Genomic DNA, 15,706 nt, shown 5'->3' with positions numbered 1-15,706 from the left:
GGTTCAAGTGTTGCCGATTCTGCGGCGGCGCGGGATCATGAATAAACACCGATTCACTGCTGAATGATATGAGCCAAATGAATATCGCAACCGTCGACCTCAACCTGATGAAAGTCTTCGAAGCCCTGCATGAGGAGTCCAGCGCCAGCCGTGCGGCGCTGCGCCTGGGCGTGACGCAATCGGCGGTCAGCGCGGCGCTACGCCGCTTGCGCGAGGTGTATGGCGATCAATTGTTCGTACGCACCGGGCGCGGATTGGCGCCGACGCTCAAGGCCAATCAACTGAAACCGGTGGTCAGCGAGGCGCTGAACAAATGTCGGCAGAGCCTGGCGATGGTCGATCCGGCGGCCCACCACTATGACGGCCGATCAGTCACCGTCGGCCTGTCGGATGATTTCGAAATCGCTTATGGCCGGCGCCTGATCGAAGCCATCGCTCGCAGCGCTCCCAAGCTACGGCTGATCTTCCGCCAGACCCACAGCCAGATCGTCGCCCGCGCCCTGATGGAACGCAGCATCGACCTGGCGATCACCGCCGGTGGGTTCGCCGAGCGTCTGCTCAGTCGTCAGGTGCTGGGTGAAGGGGATTATGCGTGTCTGGTCGATCCGGGCAGTCTGGCGCCCGGCCAGCAGAACATCGATTTGCCGGAGTTCGTCGCCCGCGAGCACATTCTGGTGTCCTCGGGCGGCTTTATCGGCATCACCGATGAAGGCCTGGCGGCGCTGGGTCTGAGCCGGCGGGTCTGCGCCTCGACCACGCACTTTGCCGCGCTGCCGCATCTGCTCAAGGGCAGCGGCGCGGTGGCAACCATCCCCCGCCATGCCGCTCAGGCCATTGCCGAGCTCAGCGGGCTGGTGCTGCTGCCCTGCCCGCTGGCGTTGCCGCGTTACCCGATCGAACTGGGCTGGCGCACCAGCACGCAGATCGATCCGGTAGTGATCAAGGTGCGTGAGGCGATTGTCGGATGTTTCAATGCGGACTGAGGCGGGTGTTACTTGTTGGCTGCCATCAGTCGATTGACCTCACTGCGCACCATGTTGGCGAATTCCGGCGGGGACATGCCATCCAGCTCGGCGCGCACCCACTCGGCCCATTTGCCCTTGCGCTTGGAGCGTTCGCCGAACAACCGCGCGGCTTCGCCTTTGGCTTTGCCCAGATTGTTCTGCCAGAGTTCGAACAGACGGGATTTCTCGTCTTCCAGCGCTGCGCGCTCGGCGAGGGATTTGTCGGCCAGATTGAAACTCATGGGGAAATACCTGCTGCGTAAAATGGCGACATCTTACACGCTCGGCGGAAATCTCCCGCGCAGGTTTTTCTTTCGCACCTAAAATCAGTGCAACTTTTCAGTCAGCGCCACACTCCATTGATCACTGTTCATCCATCTGCAAGGAGTCACCCAATGGCCCGCAAATCCCGCGTGCAAGCCGTCGAAGACCAAATCAAGGATCAGGCATTCAGCGAACTTCAGGCTTTGATCGAAGAGTCCGACAAACTGCTCAAGAGCAGCGCCTCACTGGTGGGCGAAGAAGCCGAGACCCTGCGCGGACAAATCGCCCTGAAACTGCAACAGGCGCTGGATTCTGTTTCGAGCGTGCGTGAGCGCACCAAACCGGCGGTCGAGGCCACCGAGAGCTACATTGGCGGCCATCCATGGCAGACCGTAGCGATTTCCGCCGGTTTCGGTCTGGTGGTGGGCCTGCTGCTCGGTCGTCGTTAAGTGACATTTGCCTGATCCCATTCTGTGGGATCAGGCAGTAAACCTGTGGCGAGGGAGCTTGCTCCCGCTGGACTGCGCAGCAGTACCTCTGCTCTCAAGCAGACAACGGGGGGCCGCTTCGCGACCCGGCGGGAGCAAGCTCCCTCGCCACGTTTGTTCTATGCCAATTATTCCCCGGCCAATTCGCGCAACTGCGCCAGCGTCTGCTCCTCCAGCACAATCCCCTCGGCCAGCGACCGCGCGCGCTGCAAATGCCGACGATCACCCGGCAAGCGCTTCAATCCCACCCCATGCATCTGCCGCACCAGTTCTTCGCTGCGCTCGGCAAAACTTTGCCCGGCGGATTTGCTTGGGTCGATGACGATCAGCAGTTGTCCGGTCCACGGGGTCTTGGCCCCGGGATGGTTCGCCCAGTCGAACTCGAAGGAAAAATTGCCCCCCGTCAACGCCGCCGCCATTAGCTCGACCATCATCGACAATGCCGAACCTTTATGCCCGCCGAATGGCAACAGTGCGCCGCCCTCAAGAATGGCCTTCGGATCCTGCGTCGCCTGACCGAGACCGTCCACGCCCATTCCGGCGGGCAGACGTTCGCCCTTGCGCGCCGCGATCTGCACGTCGCCGTGAGCGATGGCGCTGGTCGCCAGATCAAAAACAATCGGCGCACCACCGGCCCGCGGCGCGGCAAAGGCAATCGGGTTGGTGCCGAACAGCGGCCGATCGGCGCCATGCGGCACCACGCAGGTCATGCTGTTGACCACGCTGAGCGCCACCAGCCCTTCTTCGGCAAACGGCTCGACGTCCGGCCACAGCGCCGCAAAGTGATGGGAATTGCGAATCGCCAACACCGCGATCCCGGCGTTGCGCGCCTTCTCCACCAGCAACGAACGAGCAGCGGCCAGCGCGGGCTGGGCGAAACCGTTGCCGGCATCGACTCGCACGAAACCCGAGGCTACGTCCTCGACTTGCGGCACAGCCTGTCCATTGACCCAACCGCTATTGAGGGTCGAAACATATCCGGGGATACGGAACACGCCATGACTGTGCGAACCGTCACGTTCGGCACCGGCGCAATTGGCAGCCAGAGTGCGGGCGACGGACGCCGACGTACCGTGGCGCAGGAAAACCTTTTCAAGCAATTGCGTCAGCGCTTCGAGCGAGAGTGTGGACGCAACGGGGGAAGACACGGAATCGTGTGGCGCAGACATCTGAAGCTCCAGACTAATTATTGGAGGGAACAACAGCGTACGAACAGCTTGCCCAGCGATTAACCACGCCCGGTACGGGTGCTGTCAACCGTTGTGGTGCCGGCTTGTCGCGGCTAGCACATTGCGCTGCCGCTGGTGCGGTAACTATGTACCACCTCTGTTATCGATCCGGTCTTTAGTCTCGTGTCTCAATTTACCGGTGCACCGGACGGTGCCCTGAACGAGACCCGATGATGCCTGCTCCCATTCCTCCCCTGCTGTTCCAGCCCATCCTCAACTCCCCCGGATCGTGGCGCGGACTCGGCAATCTCCATCACTTGTCGACTGCTGACTTCCAATGGCTGAGTCACGTGCAACTGGCGACCCACGCACTGCGCAGTCAGCAGACCCCGCCCATGCTTGCCCAGCGCATCCTGCTCAATACCGCTGGTGTGCCAGCGGTGCCTCTAGCCGGCAGTTTCATACTCAGTGCCACCCCGGATGATCACGGGATCCTGTTGTACACACCTTTCGCCGGGCTGAAAAAACATGCCAGCCTCACCGCCCTGACCGCGCACCTGGAACAGCAGCTGAACAGCGCCAGCGAGGACGACCGACTGCTGGCGTTCCTCGCCTTTTCCCAACGCAAACGACTGGCAGAACAGCACGGCATCAGCGTGACCTACCAGCTCGTCGAAGGCGATATCTTCGAAGATCAACGCGCCGTCATCGAGCATTGCCAGCAGCTCAACACGCAAGCGATGCTTGATGAATTGATGCAACTGCCCGAACTTGGCAGTCTGCTCCAGACCATAGTCGACGCACTGCTGACGCCAACGATGCGCGGCGTCGATCAGACACGCACGCGCGTGAACCTGTACGCGACCACGACTGCCACCGGCCCGGCATCGACCGACCTCGCTTCGCGGCATGGGCTTGAAGCGCTGTCGCTTGGCGATGCGCTGCTGTTGCACTATCGCCACACCGGATGGCCGGTTGGCCAGACCCATGAGTTTTCGCACCCCGACCGGACTTTCCAGGCCAGTGATCAGCAACACTGGGAGACAGCCGTCACCACGGCATCAGGCAAACTGCTGGTGTTGCTGTACCAGCAAATGGAGCGCTACTGGAATGGGCCCAGTGCTGACGGAGCCTCGCGGCGCGACGTATTGGCGCAGATCATTCGGCAGCAGGCGCTGGCGGACTTTTTGCTCAAACGCGAGGCTGGCATCATCGATCAGCGCCAATTCGACAGCCTGCTGACGTCGCTGGGTTTCAGTGAAAGTCTGGCACCTCGCGCGGCCGTGGAAACCGTGCGTTTATGGGAGCACCAGGCAAACTTCGTGGAGCTGGCCGGCGCGCTGATGATCGGCCATTCCGAAAGCTGCCTGTATACCCCGACGCACGGCTTGCAGGTGCTCAAGGACTACGCAGATCTAAAATCCATGCTGCTCGGCAAGTTCGCCAGCCCCGGGCACGAAGACGAACTCTATGGTCTGCTGAGTCTCGACGAGCGCCAGCGCTTCCTCGGTTTCGACCGGCCGCAGGTTTCCGGCAAATCGATCGCCGGAGACGTGTTCAGCGTACTGCTCGAATTGATCATCACCAAGCAACGACAGAACATCGACTATGCCTTGCAGTTGTACCGGCACAGCGACGGCGTCGTGGATATCCGCGCACTGTTCGATAAGGCCCTGGACATCCGCTCGATGCTCCACGAGCGCCTTGTCACCCTGGATGCTCGCGGGCGCTGGAGCACCCGGCCGATGCTCAGCGGCAACCCATTGCCTTCAAGGGTGCTGGCGGACACCGCCGCAGCCGAAGTGCGCAAGTTCGCCAGCATCATGCCAACCATCGCCGCAGACTTCGCCGCCCAGCCGTTGACCGTCACAGCGCTGCAGCGTACCTACCTGCAAGGTATCGCAGCGAAGCTGGCGCACGCCCTGTCTGTCGGCATCAATGGCGAAGCACGGTTGAGAGTCCTGGACGGAACGCTAAGCCGTCATGCGCAAACCCTGGTCGACACCGTGTTCAATCCGGATCTCCCGGATCGCAGCCGCCGCAAGGCACTCAACGGGATTCGGCCGGATGCCTGGTCATTGACGTTACAGGTCGCCGGTGAGAGCGAAGTGCTGCCGCTGGCCAACTGCGTCCTGCTCACGGAACGCGGTGGCCTCGATACGCAACACTCCGGACGCGCGATCTTGTGGACCCCGGCTCTGGGCCTGGAAGTCTTCCGCTCGATCGAGCACGCCAGACAGGTTTTGAACCAGCGGCTGCTGGATCCGCAAAAAAGCCTGGTGCTGCTGGAAAACCTTTCACCACAGCACCAGAGGTTCCATCAACACTACACGCTGGGACGATTACAGCTGATCAGCGGCAATGTCCTGCAGGATCGCACCGAATCAGCGCTCGAACACTTTCTCCAGCGCTGTGAACAGGTGCGGGGCCGCCAATGGCCAAAGCTGCGCGAAACCCAGATCCTCAAGACGTTGAGTGAGCAAGTCGTGGAGACCAATCTGCAACGCGCCAGCGCTCTGGCGCAGGCCCTCGCTAAACAGCATTCGCTGCCTGCCTGGCTGGGAATGGCCAGGCTTGACGATCAGCAGTTGCACCTGGAACTGCTGGAACAGTGGCGGCACAGCGTCATCGACGACGAGGATTATCTCCACGCGCTGCCAACCTTGCGTGATTACATCCGGCAGACCCTAAAGACGCTGCTGAGCACCCGCTTGCACAGGCAGGATCTCGACCCCGAACAGATCACCGTCACTCCCGCGCTGAGCCTGATCGGGTCTGCAATGAGCCTGACCGATTTCGCCTTGAACCATGCGCATATTGCCCAGGACACTGCATTCACTCTCAGTTCGAGCACCCACCGAGCGCTGCCGACCGGACTCGACCAACAAGCGGTCAGGAGCCTGCTGTTGTCCTTGAACGTTGCGACAACATTTGCCAATAAGATCACCTCGGTGTTGTCCGCGAATGACGTCGACGCCGAACAACGCAAGCTGCGTTTCATCCAGCAACTACCCTGGCAACTGCTGCAACATGCCCATCAGTTACAACTGCAACAACGCTTGTCGACAAAAGCCTTCGACTTGATTACACAGGTGCTCGACATGCCCGATGCCGTCGCTCGTGCGACCGTGCAAGGGGCCGATGCGATTGTCCGGCCGTTGGCGCTGATCAAGACCGCCGGGGCATCCGCGATCAAGGCGCTGGGGCTGTACTTGATCGGCCCTGCGGAAAAATCCGGCCCTCAGGTGCTTTATGCGCCCTACCATGGAGAGCACGCATTCAGTGAGTTCGAGGACGAGGCAGCAGTGATCGCCGCGCTGAATACGCCGGGCTCACTGCAGGACCTGCTGCTGCGCCGCTTGCCGGAAAGTCAACGTTCGATCTTCAGCGCGTTGTTCAAGGCGAGCAGCGGCCAGACGAGCGAGATGACCCTGGCCACCACCCCGGTCGACGGCAACTTGCTGCTGCAGTTGTTCGACGACAATCTGGCCTTGTTGCCACACTTGCTGAGCAGCCATTCGCTGCCATCGGCGCAGGCGGATCGGGACGCCGCGAAGCACCTGTTCAGTTCCGGCATCCAGCAGATCCGGGGCCTGCTGCCGGGCAAACTCGCCTATGTGCAGTTTCTCTGGCAAAGCTACAAGGACTTCATGGGTTCGGCCGAAGCGTTGCAGGATCACCACTGGAAACGTGCGCTGGAAACCTTTGTCGCCGGCGCAGCGCAGATGATCAGTCTCGGGCGACTGGCGCTGGAGTCACGTCTGGAATCTCAAGCCGTGGCAGCGCCGCAACCACCGCAGCCAACCACGCTGAGCGCCCCCGTCCTTGCGCAGACAAAGCCGACCGATCCGCTGCGCACCTCGCTGCAGACATTCGAAGCTCCGACTATCGCCCTGAAGGATCTGACTCACGATGCTGCCGAGGGCACGTATCAGGATCTGACAACCAAAGCGACTTACGCCCCTATCGCCGGCAAAGTCTATCCCGTGGAGCGGCCGGGAGCCGTCTGGCAGATCAAGGGCGCCGAGCAGTCAGGCCCGGTATTGCAACACACCGCTTCCCGGCAACTGGTGCTGGACCCGGATCGCCATACCGTGCATTTCGGCAAGGCCATGTCGACGATGTTCAACCATTACGCCACCCATCGCCAGGCGCGGTACATGCTGAATATCGAAGCGCAAGGCATGGAAGAAATCCGCGCCCGCCATCCGGAAAAGGCCCGCATGTTGATCGAGGCAATTGATCTGGCCCGGCATTACGCGTTCAACAGCCTGCACAATCTTGCGCAGCTGAGAAACTATGTGCCGGGCACCCGCCTCGATACTTTTCTCAAGTCTTTTTTTGACGTGCAACGGATTGATGCCGACATTCTCGACAAGCTGAAGCAGGCCATCGTGCCGATCTGTGATGCCTTGGTCGATCCAACAGAAGACCTGTTGAACACCAGTCGCTTTGTGGTCGGCTCGAACAGACACAGCAGCTCGGGTGTAATAGCCTTTGTACTGGGTGGCGATTTACTCAAGAAAGTCCATTTCACCGAAAAGTTCTTCAATCAAGGGCTGGATTGGTACAACACAGGCCTGACCGAACCGTTCAATGTTGACGGGCATGCACGGGCAGCGACGCTGATCCACGAGTTTTCCCATCAGTTCAGCAAGACCGTCGACATCGCCTCCCTGGAAGCGCGGCGCCCGTTTGCCGACTTGATTGCTACGGTGACCGGTTACGGAGCTGCCCGCAAACAGGTACAGACCCGATTTCAGCGCGAAGCACTGTCACTGTCCACGCGCCGTGAAGAGCTGTTTTCGCGCTGGAGCGGCAACCTTCAGGAGTGGCTCGATATCGACGAGTTTGAGGGCATGGAACATGTGCGCAGGGAAGTTCTCAAGACCACGGGGACGAGGAATCTCGAGGACGCGCGAACGGCATTTCTCAGCCCGACCAACCCGCATCCACGCATCGACACGATATTGCGCAATGCCGATTCGATCGCCTTCCTGATTTGCGAAATGGGCCGCCAGCTGGATCCGGTAACCCAACCTCACGGAGGGCTCAACTGAGGTAAAAAAAATGCGCAGGCGGTTGGCCTGCGCATGGTTAATCGCTGGGTGAACTCAGTCTTTCTGGTCACGCAATACATTGCCCGAGGCGCCATCGATGCGGAACTCATATACCGAACCGTCGGCCTTGCGGCCCTTGCCTTTCCAGTAGCCGTCATTGTCGGCCTCGATTTCATAGACTTCGACGTAACCGGCCTTGGTTTTCACGATCTCGATAGCCTTTTCAATGGTGACCCAGCCCGCACCGGGACGATCAGCCATGGCGGCACCGGCGCTGAACAAGGCGGCAGTGGCGATTGCAGCGGCTAAGGTTTTTTTGATCATTTTTTCACTCCATTTGTGGATGATGTTCCTCTGATGTCCTGTTTTTGGGCGTCTGCCGGAAAAATAAGTTCCACTTTGATGGGCAATTGCCATGACGGATGTTCTCGGCACCCGGCTCGCAAGGTTAGAATGCAGCAAATCAGGACGAGTCAATGACCCAAGAATCCCTCTCGGAAGCCGAATACGATGCGATCACCGATGCCGCCGCGCACTGGTGCATGCGTCTGCACGCCGTAGACTGCTCCGCCGAGGAGCGTCTGGCTTTCGAGCAATGGCGCGATGCGCATCCGCTGCATGCATTCGAATACGAAGCGATGCTGGAGATCTGGGACGTTGCCGAACATCTGCCGCGTCCGCCGCTACCCCCAACGCTCGATGTGCCGCTGACCGTTGCGGTGCCCGCCTGGCGGCGCTACGCAATTGCCGCGAGCGTCTGCGCCCTGGCCTTGCCACTGGCGGCTTACAGCGGCTGGAATCTGGGCTGGTTGCCCAACAGCTATCAGCACTTTGAAGCCACCGACAATGTCCGTCAGGTCACCTTGAAGGATGGCAGTCAGGTCGAGCTCAACCTCAACACTGAGCTGACCTTCAGCAATTACAAGGACGAACGCCGAGTCACCCTGAAAAAAGGCGAGGCGTTTTTCGAAGTCAGCCACGACCTCTCCCACCCGTTCGTAGTCAGGGCCGGCGAAGGCAAGATCCGTGTGACCGGCACCCGCTTCAATGTCTGGCTCTACGAAGATCAAGTGCGGGTCAACCTGATCGAAGGCTCGGTGCTGGTAACCAGCAACGCCGCCCTGCCCGGCGACGGTCTGCGCCTGGGGCCGGCCATGCAGGCGCAGTACCGGCATGGCGACTACACGCCACAGATCAGCCAGACCTACGCCTACGATAACGCCCTCGCCTGGCGCAGTGGCAAGCTGGTGCTCGACAACCTGGCACTGAACGAAGCCTTGCCGCTGATCAATCGCTACCTGAGCAAACCGCTGAAACTGGCCGACGCCAGTACCGGCGCAATCCGTGTCGGCGGCGTCTACAACATCAAAGAGCTCGGCGGCCTCGTCAACACCCTGCCCAAGGTGCTGCCGGTCTACCTGACGCGTAACACCGAGGGTGATCCGGTGATCAACTCGATGCCGCGGCAGCCACCAAAAACCTGAAACCGGGCACCACCTGCCAAGGTTAATTCAGAGCAAAAAAAAGCCGCTGTTCCTGTCAAGGAGCAGCGGCTTTTTCGTTCAGGACAACTTACTGCGCAGCTACCCCGGCAGTCTTGCCCGCCACCTCGCGAACCGTCTGCACCTGATACTGCGGATCGGCAGCGATCTGCTGCTCAGTGAACGGCAACACGCTCCACTGCTTTTTCGAAAATGCCTCGGTCTGATCGCGAGAGTATTTCGACTCAGGGTCGCTCGACAGCGAGAACGCCAGCAGCCCTTGAGCGTGCGGGCCTTTGTCGTCGAAGGTCACCACTTGCAGGTAGCTGGTGCCGCTGACCACTTCGAGTTTGCCGTCTTCACGCGGCACGCTCTGGATCGCGTTGTAGATCCCCAGTGTTCCCGGCCCGCCGTGAATTGCGGTTTGTTGAGCGCCGCTGCTCGCCACCTGAATATCGCCCCAGCGGGTTTCAGGTTTGAGACCCATTTTCTGCGCAGTGGCAGCCGACGCCAGCAGCGCTTCACGCAGTGCCTTGCTCACGGCCGGTTGCTCGATCGCCAAGCCGCGTGGCGTGTGTTGCGGGTCTTTTGGATCGAACGGCACACGCCAGACATCCGGCGACGCTTGCAGCGCCTGCATGATGTTCTGGAAATGCACCAGACCAATGCCCGAATCCAGATTCGCCCGGCCATCCCAACCCTTGAGACTGGCGCAAACCAGCTTCAACGCGGCCGCGTCCGCACCCAGATCCGCAGCGCAGAACTTCAGCAGATCGGGCAGCACCTGAGTCGCCAGATAGACGTTGTCGTCCATCACCATCTGTTGCAGATCCTTCACCGCCAGCGGCCCTTTTTTGCCGAGTGTGTTCAGGCGCTCCAGCGCAAATCTTGATCGCAGGCCCAGCGGCTGGCCGTCCTGACTGATCAGCGGCGAGAACCCGGTCAGCGGTTGTGCCGGGTTCGCCAGCCACGCGGAATCGTTGGAATGCTGGACGAAGTCCTTGCGCAACAGTTGCGGCAGCTGGCTGGCGGCATAGATGCCCTTCTGCGCAGCTTGCGGATCGATATCCCAGGCGCAAGCGCTGTTGGAACCGTCGAGCACGATCATCTGCAAGCCGATGCGCGGGTCGCTGCACTTGGCCAGTTTGTCGGCGCTGACGTTCGGCACCACCGACAGGTTCATGTACAGCGTCTGCCCCTTGTCATCCACGGCCAGGGTGTTGACCCAGGGGATGCCCTGAAGCTTGTGCACCGAATCCTGCAGAGCCTTGAGGCTCGACGCCTGGTTCATCGCGTACCACTGCGTCAGCACGCGATCATTGTCCAGGTTGGCGTCGCGCAGGCTGTAGGCGTACTGATGATCCCAGTCGAGTTTGCCCGGCCATTGCACGATCGGGCCGAACTGCGAGCTGTAGACATCGCGCGAGACCGGCACGACCTGGCCGTCCGCCTGTTTGACCTGCACGGTAACGGTCTGCTTGTTCAACGGCAGCGACTTGCCGTCGAGCAGGTAGCGGGTCGGGTCTTTCGGGTCGAGTTGCAGACGATACAGGGTGAAATGTTTGGATGAATCCACCGTGTGGGTCCAGGCCAGATGCTGGTTGAAACCGATGTTGATCATCGGCAACCCCGGCAAGGCTGCGCCCATGACGTCGAGTTTGCCCGGAATGGTCAGGTGCATCTGGTAAAAGCGCATGCCGCCAACCCATGGAAAATGCGGGTTGGCCAGCAGCATGCCGCGTCCGTTGAACGAGCGTTCGCTGCCGACCGCCACGGCATTGCTGCCGCGATCCAGAGCGAAGCGCTGCAGGCGCGCGTCCGCCAACTGATAGGCCCGGGCATCGCTGCCGAGCTGCGCCGTGGCCTGCGGCGGCGTCGCGCCAGCCAGGGCTTCGGCGAACTGTCCGACCCCGCCCTCGACCAGCAGGCGTCGAGTGAGTTTGACCAGATCCTCGGCGCTGATATCACGCACCCACTCACCCTGACACTGTTGCGGGAGACCCTGCTGGCGGCGCTCGGCGAGATAACGGTTGTAGCCCGCGGCATAACCTTCCACCAGGTCGTGCACCTGCGCCGGTTGCGCCTCCCAGAAGGCTTTCACCGCTGCGGGAGTGTTGAGCCAGGTGAAGAACAGGTCGCTGACGCGATTCTCGCGTTGTTCGACGGTGAACTGCTCCGGCCCGAAATAACGCGAGCGCTGGCCATTGACCGTGACGATCTCGTTGGCCAGCAGGCACAGGTTGTCCTGCGCGTAGGCGTAACCAATGCCGAAACCCAGTCCGCGTTCATTTTCCGCGCGAATGTGCGGCACACCAAAGGAGGTGCGGCGGATATCGGCACTGGCTTGTGCAGCGGGACTGAACGCATGGGCGGACAAACTGAGTCCGAGAAACGCACCGGCGAGAGCCAGTCCGGTTAACTGTCGGGAAATAATCACACTCGCTCCTGAACGACAAGACAAGGATCGGCGCTTGCGCCGGATCCACTCTGAAATTGATTCATGCGCCTGGGCGCAAGACGGCTGTTCAGGAAACGAATGCGAGAAAAAAAATTTAGCCCGATTGAGGAAGGTGAAATTCACTGATTACGGGAAAACAACGAATAACCGACAAAATTTCTACATATTTCCTTTCATGATTTGTCGTGCTGAAACGTCTTGTTTACTGAGAGCAGTCAAAACGTTTCCTGATCGGGCTCTGAAAAGGAGTAACCCCATGTACAACTCGCAACTACCAATGGACGGTAGCCAGGCGTCACAAGGAGCTTCCATGAGTTCCCGCGCGAGCAGCTTCGCCCCCAGCCCCGAGCGTCAGGGCAATGAGCGTATTCGTCTGTTGCTGAAAAGCTTCGGCCTGCGCACCAGTCTGATTCGTCTGAAAGTCATCGACGCCCTGCTGGTCGCCGCACAAAGTGATCGACGCCTGGGCGTGCGCGGCGTGCACAGTCAACTGCTGGATCTGGATATTCCGTTGTCCTTTCTCAGCGTGCGCGAAGTGTTGAAGCGTCTATGCGCCGAAGGGGTTGTCACCTTCAACCCGGACAAGAGTTACAGCCTGCATCCACAGGCTGCTGCCGTGCTCAATCACGATTGAAGCGTCCCGCGATCGCCGTCAGGGCTTGACCTTGCGGCGCATCACCCCGTTGATCACCACCACGACCACCGCCACACCCATGGCGATGTACTGGAACATCTTCTGACTGATCATCCCGGCATTTTGCAGCCAGGACAGGCCGAGCATGATCGCCAGCACCGACAGGGCGATCAGGATCGAGTATTTCAAACGTTGCTTCTGGGTCATTGCGGGTTCCTGAAACTTTCAAATGTATCCGGTTTGTATCCGGTTGCATGCCATGCACATACCGTGTTGCGGGGATGGGCCTGGCCGAACGCGGTCTCATGTTACAGCCGATGAAGAGTTTTGGCTTCATGCCGGCGTAACCATGAGGATCTTTGAAATGTTCCGTCGAATCACCTGGCTGATTCCCCTCCTTGCCGTACTGACCTTGAGCGGCTGCATCATTTTCCCCCACGGCGGTTGGCATGATGGCCACCATCGTTATCAGGAAGGCCCCGGTTATTACCATCGATAGAACAGGACCGTTCGCCCGCCGGTGCGCCTGAAATACCGGTCGGGATACCTCACCAGCCTTTTCAATGCCAACCATGCCCGCCCGCCAGCGGGCATTTTTGTTGGCGCGCCTGTGCCTCGCCAATGCCTTTTCGATCAGCCTGCGGGGGTCAGTAAATACGCTGTAAGTATTTGAAATTTCATGTCGCAGCAAAGGATTGGCTGCCGCGACAACTCTGCCTCTAGTCTCTGCGAACTTTTCTCGCTTACTGAAACAGGGATGTTTATGCAGAGAACCTTGATCGTAATGACGCCCGTGCAGATTATCGGATTCTGCCTGGCCATTACCGCTTTTGAACTGCTCACCTATATGGCCAGCGACATGATCATGCCGGCCATGTTGACGGTGACCGGCGAGTTCAACGCCGATACCCGGCATGTAGCCAACGCCTTCAACCTGTATCTGATTGGTGGCGTGTGCCTGCAATGGCTGATCGGCCCCCTTTCCGACCGTTACGGCCGGCGTCGCTTGCTGTTGCTCGGTTGTGCGCTGTTCGGCCTGGCGTGCAGCGCCGCAGTCATAACGCAGCGCATTGAAGCCTTTAATGCGTTGCGCCTGATCCAGGGCTTGGGCCTGGGCTTTGTGGTCGCCGTCAGCTACCCGACCCTGCAGGAAGTGTTCTGCGAGGCCGATGCCGTGCGCCTCATGGCATTACTGGGCAACGTGGCGCTGCTGTCGCCGCTGCTCGGCCCCTTGCTCGGAAGCCTGCTGCTGGAATGGCTGAGCTGGCGACAGATGTTTCTGGGGCTGACGGCAGCGAGTGTGGTTGTCTGGCTCGCTCTGTTTGCCTGGATGCCGGAAACGATCGACGTCCTGCGCCGTGACGGCCAGCGACAGGTTCCAGCGGCGTTTTCGCTCAGGCAGATCGGCCTGAGTTACCTCGCGCTGCTGCGCAACCGACGATTCATCGGCGCCAGTCTGACACTGGGCCTGATGAGCCTGCCGCTGATTGCCTGGATCGGACTCGCGCCGGTGCTGCTCATGCAACGCCTTGAGCTGTCTGCGCTGGAATATGGCCTGTGGCAAATCCCGGTGTTTGCGGCGGTGATCCTCGGTAATTTACTACTGGATCGATTGCTCGTCGGGCACACGCTCGCCCAGGTGATCGGTCTGGCCCTGTGGCCGTTTTGCCTCGGACTGCTGGGGCTGATCGCTGCTGCCCTGAGTTCGGCTGCGCTGCCATTGGCCGTTTGCGCACTGGCCGTGTATGCACTGGGGCTTGGTATGAGCAACGCCACGCTGTACCGCCTCGCGCTGTTCTCCAGCGATGCGGGCAAGGGGCTGGTCTCGGCCATGATCGGCATGCTGTCGATTGCCGTGATGGGCAGCGGCGGCTCGCTCATCGCCATCATCGGCGGTGGCTCGAACCTGCAATCCTTTTCCCTGCTCGCCGGCCTCGGCGGCCTGCTGTGCCTGCCCCTGCTTTACCGCCTTCTGCGGCACCCGCCGCGCCCACCACACATCAATAAGGATATTCGATGACTCTGTTCCCCCACAGCGATGCGCTTTGCGCATTGCCGCAGCCCTATTGCCAGGAGGCCGTCCCCAAAGGGCTGTTCAATCTGGCCATGAGCGAAATCACCCGGTTTCACGCTCGCCATACGCCCGGTTATGGCCACTGGTTGAACGCCCATGCAATCGCTGTCGATGACCTGGACGAGCTCGACGACTGGTCGCAATTGCCACCGATTTTCGCCAGTTTCTTCAAACAACAGATGCTGCTCAGTCCGACGGGCGAAGACGCCCTGGAACTGACTTCCTCCGGCACCAGCGGGCAGAAGAGCCGCATGCGCTACGACGCGCGCAGCCTCGGCGCCGCGCAGTACATGGTCGAACGGATTTTCGCCCAATATGGCTGGATTACCCCGCATGCCCCGTGCAACTACCTGTTGCTCGGCTATGAGCCCGAGCAGAAAAACACCTTGGGCACATCCTTCACCGATCAATTCCTGTGCGGTTTTGCTCCCGCCAATCGGGTGGTTTACGCCCTGCGTCGCAATGGTAACGGCCACCAGTTTGATCTGTTCGGCGTGATCAGCGCCTTGCAGGCCTTTGCCGAAGAAGGTCTGCCGGTGCGCATCTTCGGCTTTCCCGCCTTTCTCTGGGAAACCCTGCAACGCATGCGCGCCACCGGCGTGGCAGACCTGCAATTGCCGGCCGGATCATTGGCATTTTTCGGCGGCGGCTGGAAAACCCGCGCCGCCGAAGAAGTCCCCAGACAAGCCTTGTATGCACGGATCCAGCAACAACTGGGCATCGCTACCCAAGACTGTCGCGACGGTTACGGCGCCGTCGAACACGCGGTGCCTTACGTCGAATGCGCCCACCATCACTTTCACGTACCGGTCTACGCGAAAGTGTACATACGCTGTCCGGTGGATTTTTCGGTCTTGCCCTATGGCCAGCGCGGCCTGCTGAGTCTGGTCTCGCCCTACATTTCCTCAAGCCCGGCCCATGCCGTGGTCATGAGCGATCTGGCCACGCTGCATCCCGGCATCCGTTGTGCCTGCGGTCTGGCCAGCGACTGGTTCCAGTTGCACGGCCGCGCCGGCACCACAGCCGCGAGGAGCTGTGCCATGGCCGCGTCCGAACTGCTGGGGAGGCACTGAT

13 protein-coding genes are annotated in these 15,706 nt (G+C 60.4%); 8 read left to right on the top strand and 5 right to left on the bottom strand.

Going from position 1 to position 15,706, the window contains the following annotated elements; all coding sequences use genetic code 11:
- Nucleotides 1–68: 68 nt before the first annotated feature.
- Nucleotides 69–983, top strand: a complete 915-nt coding sequence (locus V3W27_RS18900; RefSeq protein WP_330207260.1) for a LysR family transcriptional regulator — start codon at nt 69–71, stop codon at nt 981–983.
- 8 nt (nt 984–991) lie between these two features.
- Here the strand turns inward: V3W27_RS18900 and V3W27_RS18895 are convergent, their stop codons facing one another.
- A complete protein-coding gene (locus V3W27_RS18895) occupies nt 992–1,246 on the bottom strand; it encodes a hypothetical protein (RefSeq protein WP_003224595.1) in 255 nt (84 codons plus the stop codon).
- Nucleotides 1,247–1,399: 153 nt separating this feature from the next.
- Here V3W27_RS18895 and V3W27_RS18890 point away from each other — a divergent pair, with 153 nt between their 5' ends.
- Nucleotides 1,400–1,717 carry a DUF883 family protein gene (locus tag V3W27_RS18890; RefSeq protein WP_007961870.1) on the top strand — a complete coding sequence of 106 codons (318 nt, stop codon included), beginning with the start codon at nt 1,400–1,402 and terminating at the stop codon, nt 1,715–1,717.
- Between the two features lie 167 nt (nt 1,718–1,884).
- Here V3W27_RS18890 and V3W27_RS18885 read toward each other — a convergent pair whose 3' ends face one another.
- A complete protein-coding gene (locus V3W27_RS18885; RefSeq protein ID WP_330207259.1) occupies nt 1,885–2,925 on the bottom strand; it encodes an Ldh family oxidoreductase in 1,041 nt (346 codons plus the stop codon).
- A 233-nt stretch (nt 2,926–3,158) separates the two neighbouring features.
- Between V3W27_RS18885 and V3W27_RS18880 the strand changes: the two genes are divergently transcribed.
- Entirely contained in the window at nt 3,159–7,985 is a 4,827-nt protein-coding gene (locus V3W27_RS18880; RefSeq protein ID WP_442962671.1) for a hypothetical protein, read from the top strand.
- A gap of 54 nt (nt 7,986–8,039) precedes the next feature.
- On the opposite strand, the gene V3W27_RS18875 is transcribed toward V3W27_RS18880, so the two are convergent.
- Nucleotides 8,040–8,309 carry a PepSY domain-containing protein gene (locus V3W27_RS18875; RefSeq protein ID WP_330207257.1) on the bottom strand — a complete coding sequence of 90 codons (270 nt, stop codon included), beginning with the start codon at nt 8,307–8,309 and terminating at the stop codon, nt 8,040–8,042.
- Nucleotides 8,310–8,461: 152 nt separating this feature from the next.
- Here V3W27_RS18875 and V3W27_RS18870 point away from each other — a divergent pair, with 152 nt between their 5' ends.
- Entirely contained in the window at nt 8,462–9,469 is a 1,008-nt protein-coding gene (locus V3W27_RS18870; protein ID WP_330207256.1) for a FecR family protein, read from the top strand.
- A gap of 88 nt (nt 9,470–9,557) precedes the next feature.
- On the opposite strand, the gene pvdQ is transcribed toward V3W27_RS18870, so the two are convergent.
- Nucleotides 9,558–11,903: a bifunctional acylase PvdQ gene (gene pvdQ, locus V3W27_RS18865; RefSeq protein ID WP_330207255.1), complete on the bottom strand. Its 2,346-nt coding sequence runs from the start codon at nt 11,901–11,903 to the stop codon at nt 9,558–9,560.
- A 277-nt stretch (nt 11,904–12,180) separates the two neighbouring features.
- On the opposite strand from pvdQ, the gene V3W27_RS18860 reads away from it, so the two are divergent.
- Nucleotides 12,181–12,558 (top strand): fe2+ zn2+ uptake regulation protein, encoded by a 378-nt coding sequence (locus V3W27_RS18860; protein WP_027612026.1) that lies wholly within the window; start codon nt 12,181–12,183, stop codon nt 12,556–12,558.
- Between the two features lie 18 nt (nt 12,559–12,576).
- On the opposite strand, the gene V3W27_RS18855 is transcribed toward V3W27_RS18860, so the two are convergent.
- Nucleotides 12,577–12,765, bottom strand: coding sequence for a hypothetical protein (locus tag V3W27_RS18855; protein WP_007961862.1), 189 nt, complete (start codon nt 12,763–12,765; stop codon nt 12,577–12,579).
- A 157-nt stretch (nt 12,766–12,922) separates the two neighbouring features.
- Here V3W27_RS18855 and V3W27_RS18850 point away from each other — a divergent pair, with 157 nt between their 5' ends.
- The 3 genes from V3W27_RS18850 to V3W27_RS18840 all read left to right on the top strand — a co-directional run bounded on the left by V3W27_RS18850 (nt 12,923) and on the right by V3W27_RS18840 (nt 15,705).
- Complete coding sequence (locus tag V3W27_RS18850) at nt 12,923–13,057, top strand: hypothetical protein (protein WP_256214187.1); 135 nt, start codon at nt 12,923–12,925, stop codon at nt 13,055–13,057.
- 264 nt (nt 13,058–13,321) lie between these two features.
- Nucleotides 13,322–14,578 carry an MFS transporter gene (locus V3W27_RS18845; protein WP_330207290.1) on the top strand — a complete coding sequence of 419 codons (1,257 nt, stop codon included), beginning with the start codon at nt 13,322–13,324 and terminating at the stop codon, nt 14,576–14,578.
- Nucleotides 14,575–15,705, top strand: coding sequence for a LuxE/PaaK family acyltransferase (locus tag V3W27_RS18840; RefSeq protein ID WP_330207254.1), 1,131 nt, complete (start codon nt 14,575–14,577; stop codon nt 15,703–15,705). Before V3W27_RS18845 ends, V3W27_RS18840 begins: the two co-directional genes overlap by 4 nt.
- Nucleotide 15,706 lies beyond the last annotated feature (1 nt).

The organism is Pseudomonas sp. AM14(2022) (genome assembly GCF_036346455.1).
GTDB classification, from domain to species: Bacteria; Pseudomonadota; Gammaproteobacteria; order Pseudomonadales; family Pseudomonadaceae; genus Aquipseudomonas; species Aquipseudomonas putida_A.
The sequence above is the reverse complement of the archived record's forward strand: the minus strand, read 5'-3'. Positions and strand labels throughout refer to the sequence as shown.

Excerpts from the sequence above, each read along its gene's own strand:
- V3W27_RS18845 (WP_330207290.1), top strand. The coding sequence starts at position 13,322 with ATGCAGAGAACCTTGATCGTAATGACGCCCGTGCAGATTATCGGATTC.
- V3W27_RS18900 (WP_330207260.1), top strand. The coding sequence starts at position 69 with ATGAGCCAAATGAATATCGCAACCGTCGACCTCAACCTGATGAAAGTC.
- V3W27_RS18875 (WP_330207257.1), bottom strand. The coding sequence starts at position 8,309 with ATGATCAAAAAAACCTTAGCCGCTGCAATCGCCACTGCCGCCTTGTTC.
- V3W27_RS18890 (WP_007961870.1), top strand. The coding sequence starts at position 1,400 with ATGGCCCGCAAATCCCGCGTGCAAGCCGTCGAAGACCAAATCAAGGAT.
- V3W27_RS18860 (WP_027612026.1), top strand. The coding sequence starts at position 12,181 with ATGTACAACTCGCAACTACCAATGGACGGTAGCCAGGCGTCACAAGGA.
- V3W27_RS18870 (WP_330207256.1), top strand. The coding sequence starts at position 8,462 with ATGACCCAAGAATCCCTCTCGGAAGCCGAATACGATGCGATCACCGAT.
- V3W27_RS18855 (WP_007961862.1), bottom strand. The coding sequence starts at position 12,765 with ATGACCCAGAAGCAACGTTTGAAATACTCGATCCTGATCGCCCTGTCG.
- V3W27_RS18895 (WP_003224595.1), bottom strand. The coding sequence starts at position 1,246 with ATGAGTTTCAATCTGGCCGACAAATCCCTCGCCGAGCGCGCAGCGCTG.
- V3W27_RS18840 (WP_330207254.1), top strand. The coding sequence starts at position 14,575 with ATGACTCTGTTCCCCCACAGCGATGCGCTTTGCGCATTGCCGCAGCCC.
- V3W27_RS18880 (WP_442962671.1), top strand. The coding sequence starts at position 3,159 with ATGCCTGCTCCCATTCCTCCCCTGCTGTTCCAGCCCATCCTCAACTCC.
- V3W27_RS18850 (WP_256214187.1), top strand. The coding sequence starts at position 12,923 with ATGTTCCGTCGAATCACCTGGCTGATTCCCCTCCTTGCCGTACTGACC.
- V3W27_RS18885 (WP_330207259.1), bottom strand. The coding sequence starts at position 2,925 with ATGTCTGCGCCACACGATTCCGTGTCTTCCCCCGTTGCGTCCACACTC.